Annotated in this window: 16 protein-coding genes; 3 read left to right on the top strand and 13 right to left on the bottom strand. The window is 70.5% G+C overall.

The features are described from left to right. Positions 1 to 125: 125 nt before the first annotated feature. On the bottom strand, positions 126 to 785 hold the full coding sequence (locus C6W10_RS21395; protein WP_107264155.1) for a class I SAM-dependent methyltransferase: 660 nt from the start codon (positions 783 to 785) through the stop codon (positions 126 to 128). A 140-nt stretch (positions 786 to 925) separates the two neighbouring features. Between C6W10_RS21395 and C6W10_RS21390 the strand changes: the two genes are divergently transcribed. Both C6W10_RS21390 and C6W10_RS21385 read left to right on the top strand, forming a co-directional pair. Continuing rightward, positions 926 to 1,807, top strand: coding sequence for an AraC family transcriptional regulator (locus C6W10_RS21390; protein ID WP_107264156.1), 882 nt, complete (start codon positions 926 to 928; stop codon positions 1,805 to 1,807). Between the two features lie 52 nt (positions 1,808 to 1,859). Beyond that, the gene (locus C6W10_RS21385) at positions 1,860 to 3,755 is read left to right on the top strand and encodes an Hsp70 family protein (protein ID WP_107259935.1); all 1,896 of its coding nucleotides are present in this window, start codon (positions 1,860 to 1,862) and stop codon (positions 3,753 to 3,755) included. A gap of 58 nt (positions 3,756 to 3,813) precedes the next feature. On the opposite strand, the gene C6W10_RS21380 is transcribed toward C6W10_RS21385, so the two are convergent. From C6W10_RS21380 to C6W10_RS21350, 7 genes are all read right to left on the bottom strand, one after another. Beyond that, complete coding sequence (locus tag C6W10_RS21380) at positions 3,814 to 5,604, bottom strand: glycosyltransferase family 4 protein (protein ID WP_107259933.1); 1,791 nt, start codon at positions 5,602 to 5,604, stop codon at positions 3,814 to 3,816. A 32-nt stretch (positions 5,605 to 5,636) separates the two neighbouring features. Next, positions 5,637 to 6,248 carry an alpha/beta hydrolase gene (locus tag C6W10_RS21375; RefSeq protein WP_199853712.1) on the bottom strand — a complete coding sequence of 204 codons (612 nt, stop codon included), beginning with the start codon at positions 6,246 to 6,248 and terminating at the stop codon, positions 5,637 to 5,639. A gap of 50 nt (positions 6,249 to 6,298) precedes the next feature. Continuing rightward, positions 6,299 to 6,679, bottom strand: coding sequence for a hypothetical protein (locus C6W10_RS21370; protein WP_107259929.1), 381 nt, complete (start codon positions 6,677 to 6,679; stop codon positions 6,299 to 6,301). Continuing rightward, the gene (locus C6W10_RS21365; protein WP_159104696.1) at positions 6,676 to 9,483 is read right to left on the bottom strand and encodes a hypothetical protein; all 2,808 of its coding nucleotides are present in this window, start codon (positions 9,481 to 9,483) and stop codon (positions 6,676 to 6,678) included. Before C6W10_RS21365 ends, C6W10_RS21370 begins: the two co-directional genes overlap by 4 nt. Before the next feature lie 103 nt (positions 9,484 to 9,586). After that, complete coding sequence (locus tag C6W10_RS21360) at positions 9,587 to 11,095, bottom strand: class I SAM-dependent methyltransferase (protein WP_107259925.1); 1,509 nt, start codon at positions 11,093 to 11,095, stop codon at positions 9,587 to 9,589. 8 nt (positions 11,096 to 11,103) lie between these two features. Beyond that, complete coding sequence (locus C6W10_RS21355; protein ID WP_107259923.1) at positions 11,104 to 12,057, bottom strand: L-histidine N(alpha)-methyltransferase; 954 nt, start codon at positions 12,055 to 12,057, stop codon at positions 11,104 to 11,106. 522 nt (positions 12,058 to 12,579) lie between these two features. Next, positions 12,580 to 13,113 carry a hypothetical protein gene (locus C6W10_RS21350; RefSeq protein WP_107259921.1) on the bottom strand — a complete coding sequence of 178 codons (534 nt, stop codon included), beginning with the start codon at positions 13,111 to 13,113 and terminating at the stop codon, positions 12,580 to 12,582. A 319-nt stretch (positions 13,114 to 13,432) separates the two neighbouring features. Between C6W10_RS21350 and C6W10_RS21345 the strand changes: the two genes are divergently transcribed. After that, complete coding sequence (locus C6W10_RS21345) at positions 13,433 to 14,794, top strand: squalene monooxygenase (RefSeq protein WP_199853711.1); 1,362 nt, start codon at positions 13,433 to 13,435, stop codon at positions 14,792 to 14,794. A gap of 122 nt (positions 14,795 to 14,916) precedes the next feature. On the opposite strand, the gene C6W10_RS21340 is transcribed toward C6W10_RS21345, so the two are convergent. From C6W10_RS21340 to C6W10_RS21320, 5 genes are all read right to left on the bottom strand, one after another. After that, on the bottom strand, positions 14,917 to 15,471 hold the full coding sequence (locus tag C6W10_RS21340) for an ATP/GTP-binding protein (RefSeq protein WP_107259919.1): 555 nt from the start codon (positions 15,469 to 15,471) through the stop codon (positions 14,917 to 14,919). An 18-nt stretch (positions 15,472 to 15,489) separates the two neighbouring features. Further along, a complete protein-coding gene (locus tag C6W10_RS21335) occupies positions 15,490 to 15,852 on the bottom strand; it encodes a DUF742 domain-containing protein (protein WP_107259917.1) in 363 nt (120 codons plus the stop codon). Further along, complete coding sequence (locus tag C6W10_RS21330) at positions 15,845 to 16,276, bottom strand: roadblock/LC7 domain-containing protein (protein WP_199853183.1); 432 nt, start codon at positions 16,274 to 16,276, stop codon at positions 15,845 to 15,847. Before C6W10_RS21330 ends, C6W10_RS21335 begins: the two co-directional genes overlap by 8 nt. Beyond that, entirely contained in the window at positions 16,273 to 18,576 is a 2,304-nt protein-coding gene (locus C6W10_RS21325) for a nitrate- and nitrite sensing domain-containing protein (protein WP_234361368.1), read from the bottom strand. Before C6W10_RS21325 ends, C6W10_RS21330 begins: the two co-directional genes overlap by 4 nt. A gap of 302 nt (positions 18,577 to 18,878) precedes the next feature. Continuing rightward, positions 18,879 to 20,183 carry a glycosyltransferase gene (locus C6W10_RS21320; RefSeq protein ID WP_107259915.1) on the bottom strand — a complete coding sequence of 435 codons (1,305 nt, stop codon included), beginning with the start codon at positions 20,181 to 20,183 and terminating at the stop codon, positions 18,879 to 18,881. Positions 20,184 to 20,229: the final 46 nt, after the last annotated feature.

The following is a 20,229-nucleotide window of genomic DNA, read 5'->3' as shown; positions in this document are numbered from 1 at the left end:
CCGGCCCCGCCTCGGGAACGCCACGATCTCGATCTGGAACGGCCAGCCGGCGGGGGAGCGGTAGCCCGAGCGGTCTGTCCGTCGGTCCTCGCGCACCGCCTCCGGTGCCGCAGGAGCCGCCCGGGCTACCCGGTCCGGCCCGCCACCGCCCGGTAGAAGACGACGCCGCCGAACCAGGTCCCGCCGCGACCGTTCTCCGCGACGTCGGTCAGGCCGGCATCGGCCAACGCGGTCAGCACCCACTCAGGGAGGCTCTCCGCCAGGCGCGGATGGCGGTGCGCCCGGCGGGTCACCCGCCCGGACGGCGTGCCGTCGATGTCAACCAGGTGCAGTTCACCGCCGGGACGCAACACCCGCCGGACCTCCTGTAACGCGCGCGTCCGCTCGCCTGAGGCCAGGTGGTGCAGCATGAACGCGGACAGTACCCGGTCGAAGCTGTCGTCGGGCAACGGTAGTTCGTCGGCGAAGGCGCGCTCGTACCGGATCGGGAACCCGGCCCGGGCCGCCTTGCGGCGGGCGCGGCGCAGCGCGGCCGGGTCCGGGTCGATGCCCAGCGCGTCGACGTCCGGATGGCGCCGCCCAAGCGCCCGCAGGAGGTTACCGGTGCCGCAGCCGATCTCCAGGACCCGCTGGCCGGGTCGGAGGTCGGCGCGGTCCAGAAGCTGGTCGTGGGTGCGTCCGACACCGGCGAGCCGGGTGAACGGGTCGTAGAGGGGCAGCAGCCAATGTTTGCCCATGGCGGGCAGGTAGTGCCGCTCGCGACTGGTGTTGGCCTGTCCGGTCATCTCGCGCTCCATATCCGATGAAGTTCGGTCGTACTCTCAGCTTCATGCGGGCCAAAGACGCGGACAATGGCGGAACCGTGGGCGGGATGCGACAAAGTTCGGTTCCAACGCCCCGGGCTGTCGGGGTGACCGGGCAGGGCGTGCCGGTCATCGGCTTCGGTCACGTACCCGGCCGCGCTCCGATCGCCGTGGCCCGGGTCGCCGACGGCGCGCCGGCCGTCGGCCCGGCCACCGGCGAAGCGCACACCCACGACTTCCTGGCGCTCTTCTACGCACACCGAGCCGACGGGACGGTGCGGATCGACGGCCGGACGTGGACGGTGACCGACGGGGACCTCTTCGTCATCGCGCCGGGGCAGGTCGTCTCGTTCGACCCACACGAAGAGGTCGCCACCGACGGCTGGGTGGTCTGGTTTCCCGCCGACGTGGTGCGACCCGGGATGTCCGGGGCGTACTCGTCGTGGCGGACGCACCCGCTGCTCTTCCCGTTCGCGCAGGGAATCGACCGGACGCAGCGGCTCCGCATCCCGGCGGCCGACCGGGCGGCCTGGGTCGAGCGCTTCGCCGCGCTCGACGTCGAGCTACGGGCCCGGCGCGACGGCCACCAGGAAGCCGCCCTCGCCCACCTGACCCTGGTACTCGTGGCCGCCGCCCGGTTGTCGACCGACGTTGCCGACCAGTTGCGGTCCTCGAACGAGCCACTGCTCGGGGCGGTCTTCGACGCGATCGAGCAGCGCTACCACGAGCCCATCTCGCTGGCCGACATCGCTGGCGAACTCGCGCTCACCACCGGTCACCTCACCACCGTCGTACGCCGGAAGACCGGCCGGACCGTTGCGCAGTGGATCGCGCAGCGCCGGATGCAGCAGGCCCGCCTGCTGCTCACCGAGACGGATCTGACCGTTGCGGCGATCAGCCGTCGGGTCGGCTATCCGGACGTCAGCTATTTCATCAAACGCTTCCGCGCCAGCCACGGGATGACCCCGGGACAGTGGCGTGACGCCGCCAATCCCGCTCCGTGAACCGACTGCGGCCGGGACGTGCAGCTCGACGACCGTTGATACGGTCCGTTGCGTGCTCACCACGCCAGCCGCCCTCGGCGTCGACTTCGGCACCTCGCACACCGTTGCCGCGGTACGGATGCCGAGCGGCCGGACCGAGTCGCTGCTGTTCGACGCGTCGCCGCTGCTGCCCTCCGCGGTGTTCGCACAGTCAACCGGTCAACTGCTGGTGGGACACGACGCACTCCGCGGTTCCCGGCTCGATCCCGGCCGGTCCGAGCCCAATCCGAAGCGCCACATCGCCGACGGGACGCTGCTGCTGGGCGATGTCGAGACAACGGTGGAAGAGGCGGTACGAGCCGTGCTGTCCCGGGTGGCCCAGACCGCGCGGCGTGCGCTCGGCACCACGCCCACGTCGGCGGTGTTGACCCATCCGGCCAGTTGGGGTGCCCAGCGGCGCGGAGTACTGGCGCGGGCGGCGGCTGGCACAGGGCTGGGGGGCGCGGTCCGGCTGCTGGCCGAGCCGGTCGCCGCCGCGTTCTACTTCACCCAGGTGCTCGGCCACCGGGTGGAGCCGGGCGGCACCCTGGTGGTGTACGACCTCGGGGGCGGCACCTTCGACATCAGCGCGGTACGGCGGCTGCCCGACGGCGGCTGGGAGGTACGCGCCACCGCCGGGTTGGACGACGTGGGTGGAGTCGACATCGACGCCGCGATCGTCCAGTGGATGGCGACCCACGCCGGTGCCGACGAGACCGGGGCGCGGCTCGGACTCAGCGAAGCGCGTCGCTGGCAGCAGGCGCAGCAGGAGGCGCGGGCCGCCAAGGAACAGCTCAGTCGATTCGTCACGGCGCCGATCGTCCTGCCCGGGCTGGACCGCGAGGTCCACCTCACCCGTACGGAGTTCGACGAGCTGGTCCGGCCGGTACTGGAGCGGACGGTGGTCCTGACCACGTCGACGCTGTTCGGCAGCGGGGTCTCCGCCGACCGGCTGGCCGGGGTCTTCCTGGTCGGCGGGTCGAGCCGGATCCCGCTGGTCGCCACGATGCTGCACCGGGCGCTCGGCGTGGCGCCGACGGTCATCGACCAGCCGGAGCTGGTGGTGGCCCATGGCAGTCTGCACGCACCGCCGTCCGGCGGACCGACCCCGGTCGACCCGGCGCCACCGGTCCGGACCCACCCGGCGCAGGCCCTCACACCACCGCCACCACCCACACCACCCACACCACCCACACCACCCACACCGCCGACAGCCACAACGCCGACGACACCCCCACCGACACACACAACACCGTCAACACCGACAGCGGCGCCGACGATGGCCGCCGGCCCGGTCGCGCAACGGTCGATCCCGGGCGAGCCGGCCCCGGCACCGCGCCCGGCAGCCGTCGCCTTCGCCGTCGCGGTGCTGCTCGGCGCGGTGGTCGGTGCGGCGATGACCGCCTACCCGATGCTGGCCGGATACGACGGTCCGCTGCCGTACTGGACGGACCGGTACGCCTGGCAGCTCATACCGCTTGCGGGTCTGCTGGCCGGGATCTGGGCTCGCCGTCGAGGCGTCGCGTTCGTGGCGCAGGTGGTCTCCGGTGTCGTCGCCGGGCTGGTCGGGCTCGTGGTGGTACAGGCCGGGCGGGACATCTTCCGTCTGCCGTGGGGGATCCCGGTCGAGTTCTACTTCTGGGAGCACCATCCCGACATCTGGTTCCTGACCCTGGTCGGCGGTTGCCTCGGTACCGGCCTCGTCCTCGAAGCGGCGCTCGCCGCGACCGCGCGGCTCGGCAACCGTGGCCTGGCCGTCGCCGCCGTTGCCGCCGCCGGGATGCTGCCGAGCCTGTTACTGCTCTGGATCTTCGACTGGGAGTACCAACCGCAGTCTTCCCGGCTGGTGGTCGACACGCTGTTCGCGTACCCCTTCGTGTTGTTGCTGGCCTGGCCCGCCGCGGCGCTCGCCGGGCGTCCGTCCCGCTAGGACCGCCGGTGGCACGGGATCGGGCCCGGGGCCACAGCGGCACGCCACCGGCCGGGGGTCAGCTCGGGTCGGCGGGGTAGCCGAGGCGGGCAAGGAGATCCAGCGCGGTCCGCCGCCAGCTCACCCTCTCCAGCAGTTGCCCGCGCAGCTCGGCGGCCCGGCCGAAGGCGGTGACCGGGTCGACCAGGGTCTCGTACAGTGCCTGCGCCCAGGCCTCCACGACCTGGCTGTCGCCGCCCCGGACCCGGAGCACCTCGCGGGGCGTCCGGCGCTCGCCGTCCCGGGTCTGGCTGGTCAGCAACTGCGCCAGCCCGCTCTCCGCGGTGATCAGCACGGGTACGCCGGCAGCGATCGCCTCGTACGCCGCGAGCCCGAACCCCTCGTGCCGGGACGGCATGATGACCGCCCGGGAGGCCCACAGGTCGTTGCGCAGCATCGCCTCGTCGGGCGAGTAGGTGCGGAGGAAGACCTCCAGCTCCGGGCTGGCCAGCGGGTCGAGCCGGGCCTTGACCTCGTCGGCGTCCTCCGGGCGTACCCCGCGGATGACCAGGGCGGGCCGCTCGTCGAGACTGTCGCCGAGTTCCTCGATCGCCCGCTTGACCATGTTGACCGCGATGTCCAGGCCCTTGGAGCGGACGTCCTCGGCCCGGGCCATCAGCAGCACCTGGCGCCGGTCCGGCAGGTCGTCCAGGTCGACGACGCCGCCCCAGTCCCGCAGCCCGGGGATCAGGGTGAAGACGGGTGGTCGGGTCGACAGTCGGCCCCGCATCAGGTTGTCGATCGTCCTGCTCAGGTGCGGTCCGACCCCCGCGACCAGGTCGGCGGTGATGGCGAGCTGCACCTCCAACTCCCGCCGTTCGTCGCTGGTCACCATCAGGGACGGGCCGCCCGGCTCCTCCTTCGCCTGGCCGAGGCGGTCCGGATCCATGTGTACGACGTGCACCCGCTTGGCGGTCGGGAAGTAGTGGTGGTGTGCCGCGTAGGCGTACGGTCCGAGGATGCGGCCGTGCCCGACGATCACGTCCGGCCGGTACGGCTCGTCGTCGAAGCCGGGCCGGGTGAGCAGCAGTTCCTTGCCGGTGATGCCCGGTACCGGATCGGGGGTGACGAGCTGGACGCCGTCCTTCAGCGCGGCGTCCCGATCCTGCTGGGTGGCGGTCGGCACCATCACCCGTACGTCGACGCCCACCTCGGCCAGCGCGACCGCGAGTTCGCGGTTGAGGGTCGAGATGCCACCCGCCTCGGAGTGCCATTCGTCGGCGACGAGCAGGAACCGGGTCGCGCTCGACCCGTCCGACCCGTCCGACCCGGCCGGGTGGATGTCCGGGGCGCTCGGCGGTGGCGGCTCCTCGGCGGTGCGGAGGTGGGCCACCGCCGCGTCGAGGTCGGCGACCGGGGTCGGTACGCCGTTACGGTCGAGTGTGGACCAGCCGCCCTCGGGAGTGGCCACCCCGACCGCGATCCGGTCGAACCCGGTGCCGGCGAGTTGCGGGCCCAGGCCGGACAGGTCGGTCGCCGGCTCGGCCGGCAGGACGACGAGCAGCAGCCCGAGCCGGCCGTCGTCGCCGAGGTTCCGGCGGAGGGCCAGCCCGGCCGCGGACAGCTCGGTGACCCGGGCGGCCAGGCTCCGGCCGTCCCAGAGCACGACCTTGATGGAGAGGGCGGGCGGACCGGCCGTGCCGTCGGTCCAGACGTCGGGGGTTCCGGCTCCCGGGCCCGGAGCGTACGAAGCCCGCCCGCGCACGATCCCGGCGACCCGCGACCGAAACCGGACCATTGACTGCTCCCGGGCGCTGGCGGAGCCGTTCTCCCGCAGCGACCGGGCCAGTTCGGCAAGCGTCGGGTCCATTCCCGAATGCTAGGCAAACGGGTCCACCCCGGCTATTCGGCGTTCAGCCGGTACGTGGCATCTTCACACCACCGCAGCGCCGACAACCAGCGTCCGTAACCGGCCGCCATGTCGAGGTGCCCTGCGCCGTTCACCCGGTCGACATCGCACAGTCGGCCATAAACGGCATCGGCTGGCGGCTGGCAGTATCGATCATTGTCGGCACAGACCAATCGGGGTACGGCGAGCGACCCCGAATGGATCACGTCCAGCGCATCGGGTGGGAGTTGGAATCCGCGTAGTTCCGCCGTTTCCGCGAGGAACCGAGGTCCCGGCGGCGCGACCAGGAGCACCCGGCCGACCGGCAGGTGCACGCTGCCCTGGCGGGCGAGGTGGAGCCAGGTCACGCAGGAGAGACTGTGTGCCACCACCGCCTGCTCGACGCCGGGTGCCCGGGCCAGGGCCTGCTCCGTCGCGGCGAGCCAATCCTTGAGTATCGGAAATTCGGGGTCGGGGAGTTGCGGATAACAGACGTCGTGGCCGGCGGCGGTGAGTCGTTCGGCCAGCCACCGCTGCCAGTGGCCGACCGGCCGGTGGTTCTGCCAGCCATGCAGGATGAGAAAGCGTCGGCGGGGCTCCGTCCGATCATCGGAACGGGACGCCACCGGTCGCCGGTCGCCGGTGTCGTCCCGCCACCGATCCGACCCTGCCCGCATCAGAGAAGCTCGCCCCACTGGATGAACCGGGGCAGCAGCAGAATCGCACCGACCAACGCGATTCCGGTCAGCACCAGGGGAATGCGCGCCTTCCGGAACGCGCCGCGCAGGTACTGTTCGCGGATGTCCTGCTTCTCCCGATCGCTGAAGTCGCGGTCGATGTAGAGGTCGGCGTCGCGTTCCCCGTGTTCCAACACCTGGGCGGCCCAGGTGAGGAAGGCGGCGGCGAGTACCCAGAGCAGCGCGTCCAGCGCGATCTTGGCAGTGGACACCTCGCCCTCGGGACCGGTGGAAACCGAGGTGATCAGGTTGATCCCGGCGCCCGCGAAGATCCCGGCGAGGAAGTTCAGCGACGACGGCGCGGGCGGGATCACGGTCACGCCGGACGCTCCTCGTCCGGCCCCGGTCCGCCGTTGCGCGACTCGTCACAGTAGACGAGCGGGAAGGGCAGCTTCGGCCATGCCACGTCGAGGACCTGCCGGCCGAGCCGGTCCAGCCCCTCCAGCACCCGCCGTGGCGCGGATTCGGCCAGCTCGCCGGAGAGTTCCTGCCAGGTGTCCCGCTGGGCGAGCAACTGGGCGAGGCTGCGCTGGACCGAGACCGTCTGGACCGGTACCTTGGCCCGCTTGTTGATCTGGTCGTTGATGGCGCTGATCAGCTGGTTCGAGGCGTTGTGCCAGATGCCCAGCTGGCCCGGCCGGAGGCCGCAGGGCCGCGCCTCCACCAGCCTCGGCGTCTCGAAGACGTCCACCCCAGCACCGTTGAGGGGAACCTCGACCGGCGACACCGTGCTGCCGCGCTGGGTGCTCAACACGTCACTGAGCAGCGCACGGCACTCCGTCCGGACCGTTTGCCAGACGACGTTGGCGAGCTGGTAGGTGATGAAGGGCATCCGTAGCCGCTCCTCGGGCCGGGACTCCGACGGCGGTGGCGGTGGCTTGCGCAGCTCCAGGTCCATCCGCTCCAGCAGGGGCTTCAGGTACGGCTGGAGCGACAGGTCGGAACAGAGCGTCAGCGTCTCCAGCATGTTGGCGAGGTCCAGCTCCCGATTCTTGTGGGCGCACCGCTCACAGCGGCGCTCCAGCCAGCCGGCCGCCTCGGTCAGCTGTTGCCGGCTCGGATATCCGGTCATGGTCAGCGCGGTGAGGCACATCGCGGTCGTCGCCTCGTCGCTGTTCCAGGTGCCGGTACCGCTGCGCCACCACTGCACCTTCCGACCGTCGTTGCCGAGCAGCCCGATCAGCCAGCGGCACGACTTCGACACCAGCGGGTTGTCGGCGCGCTGGCCGGCCTGGCTCATCCCGATCAGCACCCGGGCGGTCACCCACGGCACCCGACCGGGGTAGTAGCTGCCAGCCGGCTCCTGGGCGCGCTCGGCCATCGCGACGAGCTGCTTGATCCGGGTGGTGTCGCGGAAGTCCGCGGGTGCGCTGCTCTCCAGGCCGAGCAGCAGGCCCAGCACCCAGTTCTGGTAGGCCACCATCTGGTCGATCTGGTCGGCCGGCTGCTCCGGCGGGTTGCCGGCCTGGGCGAGGATCTCGTCCTCCCGGCGCATCGCCTCGGCGATGTGCACGGTGAAGTCGGTGAAGTCGTCCGTCGTCCCGCCGACCGGTATCGGGTACCGCTGCTCGGGGTTCTCGTACTGCCACCGGTTCCGGATGGGTTCGGCGATCTTCCGCCAGCGTTCCGTGTCGTCCGGGCGCAGCCGGGTGAGCGCGGTCGCGGCGAAGACCGCGGCGCCGAGGCTGTCTCCCCAGGTGGGATCCTCGTCGATCTTGCGTTCGAGGTACGAGGCGAGCTGTTCGAGCAGGTCCCAGGTGCTGAGCAGGTAGAGGCTCTCGTCGCGGAGCGAGTCGGGGGAGACGATCTGGTCGAGCCGGCTCAGGGTGGCCCGGATCGCGCGGGCCCCGCCGGCCTGGAGGTGCCGCCAGATGATGTCCTCCGGCTCCGCGTAGCACTCGCTGGTCCAGTGCTTCAGGGCATGCTCGACGACCAGCTGGGCGCGCCGACGCGGCCCGATGGTGTACGCGTCGTCGGTGCGGTGCACCAGGTTGCGCCCGTGCAGCCGTTCGGGCCGGCCGTCGAAGCGCTGGTCCGCCTCCCGGCTCGCCATCGCCAGCCCGAGCACGCCGAGACAGGCCAGGTGGTAGAGGGCGCGCTGCTCCATCGGGTCCTCGGTGCCGCCGGTGTACTCCTGCTGGAGGTCGAGTTCGGTCGGGCACCGCCGGTACGCCTCGTAGAAGTCCAGCGCCGACTTGGCGATGTGTACGTCCTGGCCGGCCAGCTTGGTTATCTTGAGCCGCGCGTCGTTGTCCAGGAACGTGGCGTCGGCGAGCATCTGCCGGATCGTCGCGGTGGCGTCGAGCCGGACCTGGTGCAGGTCGAGAATCTGCTCACCGCGCTCGACCACCCGGCCGACCGACGTCCAGCCGGTGGCCAGCACCTGCACGACCACGCCGAAGGTCTGCCGGATCCGCTTGACGTAGTCGAAGACGCTCCAGGCCGCCGGGATGTTGGCGTGCAGGCCGTCGATGACGAGCAGGTAGTCGCGGAGGCGTTCGAGCTGGAGCAGCGCCGCCGCGACGGACTCGGGGCCGTCGGCCGGGTCGCTGAGGTTCAGCCAGATGACGCCCCGGTTGTCGTTCAGGTATTTCGTCGCGAAGTGCGCGGCGAGTGCGGACCGCCCGGAACCGTGGTCCCCGGTCACCAGGACGTGGTGGCCGGTGTTCAGGTTGCTGTCCACCTCCTCGGCGGCCGGCGTGAGCCGGTACATCTCCCGCCGGGCCAGCAGCTGGTCGCCGGAGGGTGGCAGCGCCTGTCCGATCCGCTTCGGACGCCAGGTGTCGGCGAGTGGTTTCGGGGCGACCAGCGCACTTGCCAGCAGTTCGAGCGGGCCGAGGTCCTTGTTGCGGGCGGCGAGGATGACCCGGAGGCCGAGCCGGACCGTCTGCCCGCCGTTCGGGCCCTCGACCTGGACCTCCAGGCAGGCCGGGTCGTCGACGAAGCTGACCTGGACGGGCTGGAACCGCAGGGCCGTCTCGGCGGACTCCTGGAGTTGCTCGCCCAGCGCCGCGAGATCTTCGCCTGCGGCGCTGAGGACCTGGTCGGGATCAGCGTCGGAGGGAAGCCGCTGGAGGGCCTCCCAGCCGGTACGCATGGTCGGGGCGAGGGGCGGGACCGACACCGAATACACTCCTCCCGGCGGTGGATCGGGCCCCTTGCGAACCGGCACCCGCAGGGGTGAATGCTGGCAACCGCCCCCGTAGCCCTGACTTGCGGCCGGGGGCCTACTGCCTGCTTGCCGTCACGCGTAGGTACTCGGTGCCGACGAGTTCACCTTGGACGCGTTCGGCAGTTCGGTTGAGAACGTCGAAATCGCGATCTTGGAACAATTTGATCACTTCGTCGACGTCCCCGAGATCATGACTCTTCATTCGCTCGGCATACCGTCGCCCGGCACGTGACAGATCCTCAATGTCGATCGACAGCATACCCTGCCAGCCACTGGCACGCTCACGCAGCCGCAGCTCGAAGTCGTCGGTCGGATCGGTGACCCGATATCGATCATTGGCCTCCAGATCGCTGGGCTCCTGTATGCGGTAGTCGTTACGGGGATGCAGGCGAACAGTGGTCAGCACGGTGCCCCGGCTACGCAGAAGACCGGACCAGTTGTCCACCGCCTGTCTAGCCTGTTTCCGGCTCAGCCGGGTCAGAAAGGCGTCAGCCACGATCAGGTCGAAGGGCGCCTCCGCCAACAGTCCGGCCTCCGACAGTTCCGCCGAACTGGTGACGTCGGCCTTGTGCAGCGTGATCCGCAGCCCCAGCCGGCCGGCGTACCACTGGCAGGCCAGCAGCGGCGTCTGGCAGAGGTCGAGTACGTGCACGTCCAGGTCCGGCGGTATCACACCGGAGGAGTCCCGGGCGGCGTGCAGGACGAACGCCAACGTCGTGTAGTCGGCGGTTCCGCTGATCAGAATGCGCCGAGCGCCGTTCTGGATCTCCTCTCGAAGCCGGTCGGCATAGAAGCTGGCGTGCCAACTGGGACTGCTCACCATGTCGAACAACCGGAGGTACTGCCAGACGCCGTGATACCACCGGCATTCCTCCGGATCCACGTACCTGCTGCTGGTGCAGGACATCGACGCGAGCGCGTACAACATCTGCGCCGATTCGAGCATCCAACGGGTCAGATCCGGACCAGTCGGCCGGCCGCCATCGGCCAGGTGCCGTTCCATCCGGTGGGCTTCGGCCAGGCTCCGCAACATTCTCCGGGCATTTTCGATTTCGCTCGTGTGCCCGCTGACCAGCCAGGACGCCGAACCCGATCCGCCGAACTCCTCCCGCACCACGACGCAGCCGTCGATGAGCCACAGGTCGGCCATCGGCACCTGGGGCTGTTCGCTCCAGCCCTGCACCGAAACGCAGAGCGAGGTGAGCTGTGATTCCTCGTCGCGCTGCACCACCTCTAGTGCCCGACGCTCGTCGCCCGACGGGACCAGGTAATATCGCTCGACCTCACACCGCTGCGCGAGCTGCCGCCAGATCATCCCGGAAAACTGTCGCCGCGTATCCGGCATGAACGGAATGATCTGCTGCACCCGCCGCCGGGTTTCGCCGATCGTGAGGCTCTGCACGAGCTCCTCGACCGCGTCGGCCGGCACCCGGACGCTGTGCGGATCCGTTCCTTCGAACGAGAGCCGGTGCATCAGACAGGCCCGCCGGGCGTGCTCGATCAGCGGACCGGCGGACGGCTCCTGGTGCTGCCTGTCGAGTCCCGGCTGAGCCTGGTTCGTCATTTCTGCTCCTACCCCCGTGTAGCAGCGACAGTCATATGGTGACGGGTCTCGTCGACCCGGGCGGCCCTGATGGACCACCCCGCGTTCTCAATCAACCGAACCACCTCGTCGCAAGTGAAGCGACGAGACAGAAAGCATCGGAAATGGTGTCCGCCGGCCAGGTCCAACCCCTCCACCCGGGCGTCGCGCAGCAGGGTGACCTCGCCGACGACGGTGCTGTCGACGTACCGGAGCACGAGTTCGAGGTCGCTGGGGCGCAGCCCGCAGGCGATCAGCGGTTCGAGTGCGGCGCAGCGGAACGCATACGTCCGGTACGCCGTCATGGTGGACTCGACCAGCGCGGCCGGCTGCCGGAGGAGGACGCTGGCCAGGAGTACGTCGCCGTTTCGCAGGCCGGCGGCCAGATTGCCGAGCGCCCGGGTCGGGTCCTCGACGTTGCCGAGGGTGTGCCCGAGCAGGCAGACGAGCACCGGCTCCTCGCCCGCCCGCCACCGCTCCACGCACGACAACGGCAGGTCCTCGAAGTCCCACACGCTGGTCTCAACGAGGAAGTCGTCGTCGAAGCTGCTGCGCAGCCGGTCGCAGGCGATCTCCAGCAGCGTGGCGCTGAAGTCGATCGCCAGGTAACGGCGGAAGCGCAGACCGCGTGCGGCGAGATGCCTCAGGAAGGTCACGGTGTGCAGCCCGTTGCCGGGCCCGAGTTCGGCGATTCCGCCGACCGTCGCCGCCTCCAGGCCCAGCGACAGTAAGATGTCCGACTCGTTCGCCGCGGACGCCATCATCGCCGTGTAGTCGACGCCGCTGGCATAGTGATCATGCGTGTAGGCGGCGCTACCCGCATAGGCGAACTTGAGTGGGAGAGCGCCTGCGGAGATGGACTCGATAATGGCCTGGCGGTGGAATGAACTCTCCAGGAAGGACGCCCCGTGCGAGGGCCTCGCTCGTCCGTGCAGTTCTTCCACGGTGCCGTCTCCCCCAGGCCTGAGCACTAAACAGCACATCAGCGGCCCCCGGATCGCGGCACCACCGCTCCCGCGGGTCCTAGTACAACGCAGGGCCAGTCGAGCCGTCAATAGAACTATTGGTTGAGTCATGTCGATGAAGGACGGTTTTTCCGACGCCACTGATCGAGGACAGATAAGCCGGAAGGTGAGGTACTCGGCGGATGCGGGTGAGTGGATCATTAGGCTGAACAGTCGGTGACGGTAAATCACCGGCCAGCCTCGACGCTCCTTCCGGTGCCGTACCACCGGCCGAGGCCGACCCGGTCGACGTCGGTGGTCGACGGAAACCGTGATCGGCGATGGCATCGGCCCGCCACAAACGGATCAGGCGCCGTTCGCGTGTTCCGGGGCAACCGCACAGCAGGATCCTCGACCATCAGGTCCGAAACGGACGGACTCCCGGTCCGACGTCACCGGCGTCCCGGGCTCGCCGGCCGCGCCGCCGGCAGCCCGGTCCGGGCAGCACCCGTCGGCATCGGGTCACCCACCGGAACAGAACGCACAGGACTCGCGCTCGGACCAGCTCGGCCGATCCACACTCTCCGGGCTGAACGACGGCTGTCCGAAGTCAGCCCGTACCGACATCCGAAACTGCCACAGCGCCTCCGCGAACGGGTGGTACGCGTCGTGGTACTCCCGGGAGTTGGTCTTCGCACCAGCTCGGATCACGGTTCGGATCGCGACGAGGCGGCGGAAGACCGTCTCCCCGGCCTTCACCAACGGGGCGGTCGCGGCGACGAGCAACCGCTCCCGGGCGCCGTACAGACCGGCCTCGTGGATGACTCTGCTGACCGCCGCCCGCCGCTCGTCCGCCGGCACCGACGCCTCGCCGACCTCCCGCAGTCCGGCATGAGCGAGGTTCAGCGCGAGCACGAAGTCGACGCAGACCTCCCGCCTGACCTGCTCGTCGTCCCGAACACGCTGCCGGCGGTCCCGGCGTACGTCCGTGAGCAGCGTGCCCGACAGTGCGATCACCGCGCCGACCGCGGTCGCGAGGAGTGGCAGCAGATCCATGACAGGGAAGATATCGAGCCGGCGACGAGCGAGCCGCACCGTCGCCCCGGGTGAGGACGAACGGATTGGCGCGAAAATGACGGCGCGGCGGCTTTGTCGTGGCAACCGGTCGCCGCTGTCGCATGACGCGGATCGCATCGCGTCGAAGTGAGCAACCTGCCAAGGCCGCACCCTTTACCGCAGGGCCGGGGGATGGTAGTGACCGGCTCAAGGCTCGCCACGGCTCGTCGGAATCAGCGGTAGCGGCTATCGAGTTGCCGCCCGCTGTCTCTCCAGTCGATCTTCCGAGTCGATCTATTGTCTGGAATGATTTTGGACCATGGAGTCCACGGGTAACGGGCATGCTGTCGTCATCGGTGCGAGCATTGCGGGTCTGTTGGCCGCACGGGCGCTGAGCGAAGCGTACGACCGGGTCACCGTCCTCGATCGCGACGACCTGCCGGCGCAGCCGCTGCCCCGCCGGGGCGTACCGCAGAGCCGTCAGCTGCACGTCCTGCTCACCCGGGGGGCGCAGATCCTTGAGGAGTTCTTCCCCGGAGTCACGGACGACCTGCTCGCGGCCGGAGCACTTCGCCTCGATCCCCAGGTGGACACCACGTACTATCTCGACGGTCGTGCCATCGCACCGGCACCGTCCGGCTTCACCGTGCTCGGCGTGACCCGACCGCTGGTGGAGTACCACATGCGGCAACGCGTGGAGCGGCTCCCGAACGTGGTGGTTCGACCCGGCGTCGAGGCGGTCGGACTGCTTACCGGGCCGGACGGCGCGGCGGTGACCGGGGTACGGACCACCGGTGGCGACGCCCCGGAGCTGGCCGATCTCGTCGTGGACGCCGCCGGCCGTGGGTCACGGGCGCTGGCCTGGTTGCGTGCGGCCGGAGTCGCGGAGCCGGAGAGTTCCCGGGTCGAGGTCGACGTCGTGTACGTGACCCGCAGTTACCGCTGGGAGCCTGGTCATCTCGACGGGCGGCACGGTCTGCTCATCGTCCCGATGCCCGGGACCCCCCGGGGTGGCGCTGCGGTGCACGTGGAGGGCGACCGCTGGGTGGTGGCCCTCTTCGGACTGGTCGGCGACACCCCGCCGGTGGACGACGAGGGCATGCTGGCGTTCGCGGAGTCGCTGCCGGTCCCCGACCTGATCAACCTGCTACGCGAGGCGAAGCCGCTCGACGACCCGGTCAGGATGCGGTACCCGGCGAGCGAACGCTGGCACTTCGAGAAGGCGGGTCACCGCCCCGACGGCTTCGTCGTGGTGGGTGACGGGCTGTGCAGCTTCAACCCGACCTACGGACAGGGGATGTCCGTCGCGGCGATGGAGGCGCTGATCCTCCGCGACCTGACCCGGGCCGGCACCGCCGGGCTGCCGGCGCGGTTCTACCGGGAGGCGGCGAAGGCCATCGACGCGGCGTGGACGCTCTCGGTCGGCGGTGACCTGAGGTTCCCCGAGATCGCCGGGCACCGCAGCGCACTCGACCGGGTGCTGGCCCGCTATCTGGACCGGTACCGGCTGGCGGCCACCGTGGACCCCACGCTGGCCAGGACGTTCCTCGGGGTCGCGCAGATGGTGGCGCCCGCCACCGCGATGGTGGCACCGGGACACCTCGTCAGGGTGTTCCGGGGGACCCGTCGCGCCCGAGCGCGGCAGAGGGTCCAGGCTCCTGCCCGGCGCCGCGACGGATAGGAGCCTGCCGACCGCCCGCAGTGCCGGTCGACCTCTCCGTCCGGTACCGGTCGACCCTCCGGCCGCTCGGCGCGGCCTGCGGCCGGCGGTGGTGGGTAGCCGGGGCGCGGCCGGAGTGCGGCTCAGCCGCCGACCGGCAGGAGGGCCATGGCGTGCCGGACGAGCTGGATCAGGGCCTGCTTGCTGGACTCGCGATCCCTCGCGTCGCACCAGAGCAGCGGGACGGTCGGCGGGAGTTTCAACGCCGCCCGGATCTCCCGCTCCGTGTAGAGACACTCGCCGAAGAAGCGGTTGACGGCGGCGACGAAGGGGATCTGCCGCCGCTCGAAGTAGTCGATGGCGGGGAAGCTGTTGTTGAGCCTCCTGGTGTCGACCAGCACGATGGCGCCGATCGCACCCTGCGCCAGCTCGTCCCACATGAACCAGAACCGGTCCTGCCCCGGCGTGCCGAACAGATAGAGCACGACCTCGGAGGCGATGGTGATCCGCCCGAAGTCCAGCGCGACCGTGGTGCGCGTCTTGTTGTGCACGCCGGTGACGTCGTCGACACCGGCACCGGCCTGGGTCAGGACCTCCTCCGTGGTCAACGGCGCGATCTCGCTGACCGACCCGACGAAGGTGGTCTTGCCGACGCCGAACCCGCCGGCCACGACGAGCTTGACCGATCTACGATCCACGTTCCACAGTCCCTTTGCTCATAGTCGTTCGAGGCCGGCGAGTACGGCTTCCAGCAGGCGCATGTCGGTGACCTTCTGCTGGGCCGGAGAACCGATCCTGAGGAGCCGCTGCTCGACCAGCACGTCGACCATCACCTTGACGATGGTGAGCGGCCGGTGCAGGTGGGCGCCGATCTCGGCCACCGACATCCAGTCCGTGCACTGGTTGATGATGTCCTGCAACTCCGGATCCAACCGGGTGTTGACCGGCACCGCGATGACCTGGGTCGCCAGGTCCAGGTCGCTGTTGCGGGGACGGGTCCGTCCGCGCACGAGGACGTAGAGCGGAACGAGTCCGCTCTCCTCGGTCTCGTCGTCGCCGCCGGCCCGTGACTCAGCCATGGCCTGTGCCTGGGCCGCCGGTTGGTCGCAGCGGCGCGGGTCGCGTCTCGGTGCTGAGATGCTCGCCGATGCGCGTCACCAGACGGCCCATCTCGTAGGCGACCGTGCCCATGTCGACGGCCTGGTCGCAGAGGACGGCGAGCCGGGCGTTCTGGCCGGCAGCGGCGACGAACAGCGTCTGGTTGTCGTATTCGACGATGACCTGCTGGACGTACCCGCTCTCGAAGCGCCGGCCCATGCCTGCGGCGACGCTGTACAACGACGAGGCGCCGGCGGCCAGCAGCTCCGCGCCGTCCTGGGGCAGCGACGCGGAGCGTTGGATCGTCAGCCCATCGGTCGACAGCACCAGCGCGTCGATGACGTTGGGAACCTTCAGCAGGTCGTCCAACATCCAGGTCAGGTCCTGAGAGGTCGAGTTGGTCACGCTTTCCTGCCTTGATCGTCATTTGGCTTCTGGATCCCCGCGGCCCGCCCGGCGGCCCAGCCTCGCTGGTAGCCGGCGAGCCGGTCCCGAGCCTGCTCGGCCGGCCGGGCGGGTCCGGCCGGCCTCGGTGCGGCGGCGGAGGTGGGTTCGGCGCGCAGTCCGGGCGCGAGGTGCTGTTGCGGGTCCCGCTGCGGCAGCGGCGGCCGGGCGCTGGCTTGCGGGGTCGGCGAGCCGCCGCCGACCCCGCTGGGCACCGGGGCTGCTCCCGGTCCGGCAGCGGAACCCGACCGGGCGGTGCCGTTCGGCGACGCCGCGACCGGGGCGGGCGCGGAGGAGGCGGCGGGACGCGGCTCGCGCCGGGCGGCCTTCTCCGGCTTCGGGGCCGCCGGGCCGGCCGGGACCGGTGACTGGCCGGTCGGCTCGGGACGGTCCGCGGCGTCGCCGACGGCGATGACCCGCTTCGGCAGGAGTACGACCGCCAGCAGTCCCCCGTACGCCGAGGGGCGCAGGGTCACCTGGATGCCGTGCCGCTTCGCCAGCTCCGTCACCACGTGCAGACCGATCTGCGCACCGTCCTTGAGGGCCGTCACGTCCGGTGTCGGTGCGGTCCTGAGCAGCTCGTTGGCCCGGTCCAGGGCGTCGGGGCGCATCCCGACCCCGGAGTCCTCGACCTCCACGGCGACGCCGTTCGCGACCTCGTTGGCGGTCACCCAGACGGTGGTGCCGGGCGGGCTGAACGCGAGCGCGTTGTCCAGGAGTTCGGACAGCAGGTGGATGGTGCCGGCGACCGCCTGACCGACGATCGCCACGTCGGGCGCCCCGCGCAGGGTGATCCGCTTGTAGTGCTGTGCCTCCGCGAACGCCGCCAGCAGCACCCGACGTACCGGCACCGGGCTCTGGAAGCGCCGGCCGATCTGGCCACCGGCCAGGATGAGGAGGTTTTCCAGGAACCGCCGGGCCTGGGTCAACTGGTGGTTGATGTCGAACAGCTCACTGAGCAGCTTCTCGTCGCCGACCCGGTGCTGAACTCCCTCGATGACCTTCAGGCCCCGTTGCAGCGGCCGCTGCGGACGGCGGGCGACCCCCATCAGCATCGCGGTACTGGCGGCCCGGGTCGTCGCCTCGTCGATCGCCGCCGCCGCCGCGGCCCGCAACGACCTGTTGATGACCTCGGCCATCTGGCCGATCTCGTCGCTGCCGTAGTCCCGGAACGACAGCTCGGCCTCCGGATCGACCTTCTCGTGCCGGCGCAGCCGCTCCATCATCGCCGGCAGCCGCTGGTCCACCATGGTCGCGGCGTCCTCGCCCAGGTTGGAGAGGCGTACCGGCAGCTCGCTCGACTTGCGCCACGCCCACAGGATGGCGGCGCCCGCGATGGAGGCCGCGACCAGGCTTGCCAGCGACGCCATCAGCAACTGGTTGTTGCCGGTGCGCAGGGCCTCTGCGGAAACCTCGTCGGCCTGCTGGACGGTCATCTCGATCAGCCGCTCCGAGACCTGTCCGGTGAGCGCCTCCCAGCGGGACCTGATGCTGGAGAGGCTGCGGGGGACACCGTCCTGCCACGCACCACCGGTGATGATGGCCTGTTCGGCGGCGACCAACTCCCGCCACGCGTCGCTGTCCGTCAGCTTCTTCAGCTGCTCGCCCGGGCCCGGCAGCAGGTGCGGGGTGACGGTGGCCAGGCCGGCGTGGTACGAGCCGACCAGGCTGACGAACTCGAGGTAGTCCTGCTGGCCGAACGCCCGCGCGCCGAACGCACCGTCCATCCTAGACGCCGCCCGGGACATCAGGTCGCTGACCCGGAACGAATCGGTGGCGGTGATGCCGCCCTGCGTCGCGGTCACGTCCGGGACGACCCGGGCCTGGGTGTCGAAGAGGGTGGTCGCGGCGTCGAGCAGGTTGTTGTAGAAACCGAAGGCCCGTGGCCCGTCGATCGACCGGGAGTCCACTGTGCTGCGTACACTCGGCAGTTGGTCGAGGAACTCGGTCAACGTCCGCCACCGCGTCACGATAGAGTCCGGGGCGTTGCCGAGTGCCTCGGTCGCCACGGCACGCAGCTCGGAGAGCCGGTCGTCGGTCAGTTTCCGCTGGTCGACGAGGGGTTGCAGGTCACCTGAGCGCTGTGCCAGGTGAGTGATGCTCAGCCGCCGCTCCTGCATGATCGAGGTCAGCGCGGAAACCGCCGGGATCGACACGCTCCGGACCGAGTCGGCGACCGCTCTGGTATAGAAGCCCTGGAAGACGAGGTACCCGGAGGCCACGAGCCAGAGCACCACGACGACGATGCTGGGGGCGAGCACCAGCCGAATGACGTGCCGCCTGATGGACTTCTGCCCGCCACGGCGTCGAGCCGACGTCGTTGACTGACCACGGGTCTCCGGCCCACCCGCACGGTCGGCCTGTGAATGCGTCAACTTTCATCCAATCATGGCTCAATGGGACCAGCAGGGCGAACGTTACGACCAACGCCGATGCGGGCGCAACCCTACCTAAGGCCTACGAAGGACGGTCGGCCACAGGTGCCCGGCGACCGCACGGGAGACCGCACGGCGCTCCAAAGTGGAGGGCCCTCCGACCGGGGACCCGCCGCCGTGTCGGCCGGTCAGCCGAGGCGGCTCCGCCGGCTCTCCTCGACCAGCCCGTCGACGATGTCGGCGAGCCGGTGCACCCCCCGGGTGGTGGCCATCCGGTCGGCGATGTGCCGCGCGGCGTCCCGGTACCGGTGGTCGTCGAGCACGGCGCGGACGGCACGGCGGACGGCGGCCGGTGTCGGGGTCTCGGTCCTGAGGCGGCGCCCGACACCGGCCCAGGCGACCCGGGCGATGACCTCGGGCTTGTCCTCGTGGCTGCCGGCGGCGACGATCGGCACCCCGTAGCGCAGGGCGTACTGCACGCCGCCGTATCCGCCGTTCGTGACGTAGACGTCGGTCCTGGGCAGCAGGTCGTCGTAGGGCAGGAACTCGGCCGCCCGGGCGTTCGCGGGCAGCGGCGGCAGCGAATCGACCGGGCGTCCACCGGTCGCGACGGCGATCAGCACGTTCTCGTCGGCGAGACCCTCCAGTGCCGGTCGGATGAGCTGTCCGTAGTCGCTGTTCGCGATCGTGCCCTGGGTGAGGTGCACGACCGGTCGCGAGCCGTCCAGCTCCGGCCACCACGGGGGGAGCGGCGCCCGCGACCCGGAGGCGGAGATCGGTCCGGCGAAGTGCAGGGTGGCCGGGGCGTCGGACCGGGGGTACTCGAACTCGGGCACGGTGAACTGCACGATCGCCTCGGCGTGACGTGGCCAGTCGAGCACCGCGAACGGGATCGAACGCCCGTGCAACCGCTGGAAGATCTGCTCGGCGATCCGCTCGAACGGCGGGAACACGATCCTGCGGGTGACGGTGGCCAGGGTGGCGTCGCGGAGCCGGCCCAGCGGGCCGCGCAGCGGGGTGAGTCCGGTGCCGAAGGGCGCGGTGTCGCGGCTGGAGATCATCAGTGGACAGATGCCGCACATCACGACCGGCGGCCGTACGCCGAGGGGGTGGCCGAGCAGGAACGCGCCGCCCACGAAGGCCGGGTCGGTCAGGACCGCGTCGGCCGGCTCGGCGGCGTGCGCCGCCATCACGGCGTCGTGCTGGGGCAGCCCGGGGCGTACGAAGATGTGCTCGATGTCGTGGGCGAGCGCCCTGGTGCCCCGCAGTGCGGCGCGCTCGGGGAAGGTCTCGTTCCAGTCCCGCCGGTCGTCGAAGTCGGCCTCGGCCGGCAGCGGCAGGTGGGTGGCGCCGGTGGCCCGGACGACCTCGGCGAATCTGGCTCCGGTGACGAACCGGACCCGGTCGCCTCGCCCGGCGAGGTGCCGTGCGACCGCGAGCAGGGGTGTGACGTGCCCGTGGATGGGCATCGCGGCGATGATGATCGACGCCATGGCGGCACCCCGCTCTGGACCCGAGGGATACTATTGGGGACCATGG

This window comes from Plantactinospora sp. BB1 (assembly GCF_003030385.1).
Classification (GTDB): domain Bacteria; phylum Actinomycetota; class Actinomycetes; order Mycobacteriales; family Micromonosporaceae; genus Plantactinospora.
The sequence above is the reverse complement of the archived record's forward strand: the minus strand, read 5'-3'. Positions and strand labels throughout refer to the sequence as shown.

Coding starts and splice junctions, on each gene's coding strand:
- C6W10_RS21350 (WP_107259921.1), bottom strand. CDS start 13,113: ATGGATCTGCTGCCACTCCTCGCGACCGCGGTCGGCGCGGTGATCGCA.
- C6W10_RS21360 (WP_107259925.1), bottom strand. CDS start 11,095: ATGACGAACCAGGCTCAGCCGGGACTCGACAGGCAGCACCAGGAGCCG.
- C6W10_RS21395 (WP_107264155.1), bottom strand. CDS start 785: ATGACCGGACAGGCCAACACCAGTCGCGAGCGGCACTACCTGCCCGCC.
- C6W10_RS21335 (WP_107259917.1), bottom strand. CDS start 15,852: ATGGCTGAGTCACGGGCCGGCGGCGACGACGAGACCGAGGAGAGCGGA.
- C6W10_RS21380 (WP_107259933.1), bottom strand. CDS start 5,604: ATGGACCCGACGCTTGCCGAACTGGCCCGGTCGCTGCGGGAGAACGGC.
- C6W10_RS21345 (WP_199853711.1), top strand. CDS start 13,433: ATGGAGTCCACGGGTAACGGGCATGCTGTCGTCATCGGTGCGAGCATT.
- C6W10_RS21320 (WP_107259915.1), bottom strand. CDS start 20,183: ATGGCGTCGATCATCATCGCCGCGATGCCCATCCACGGGCACGTCACA.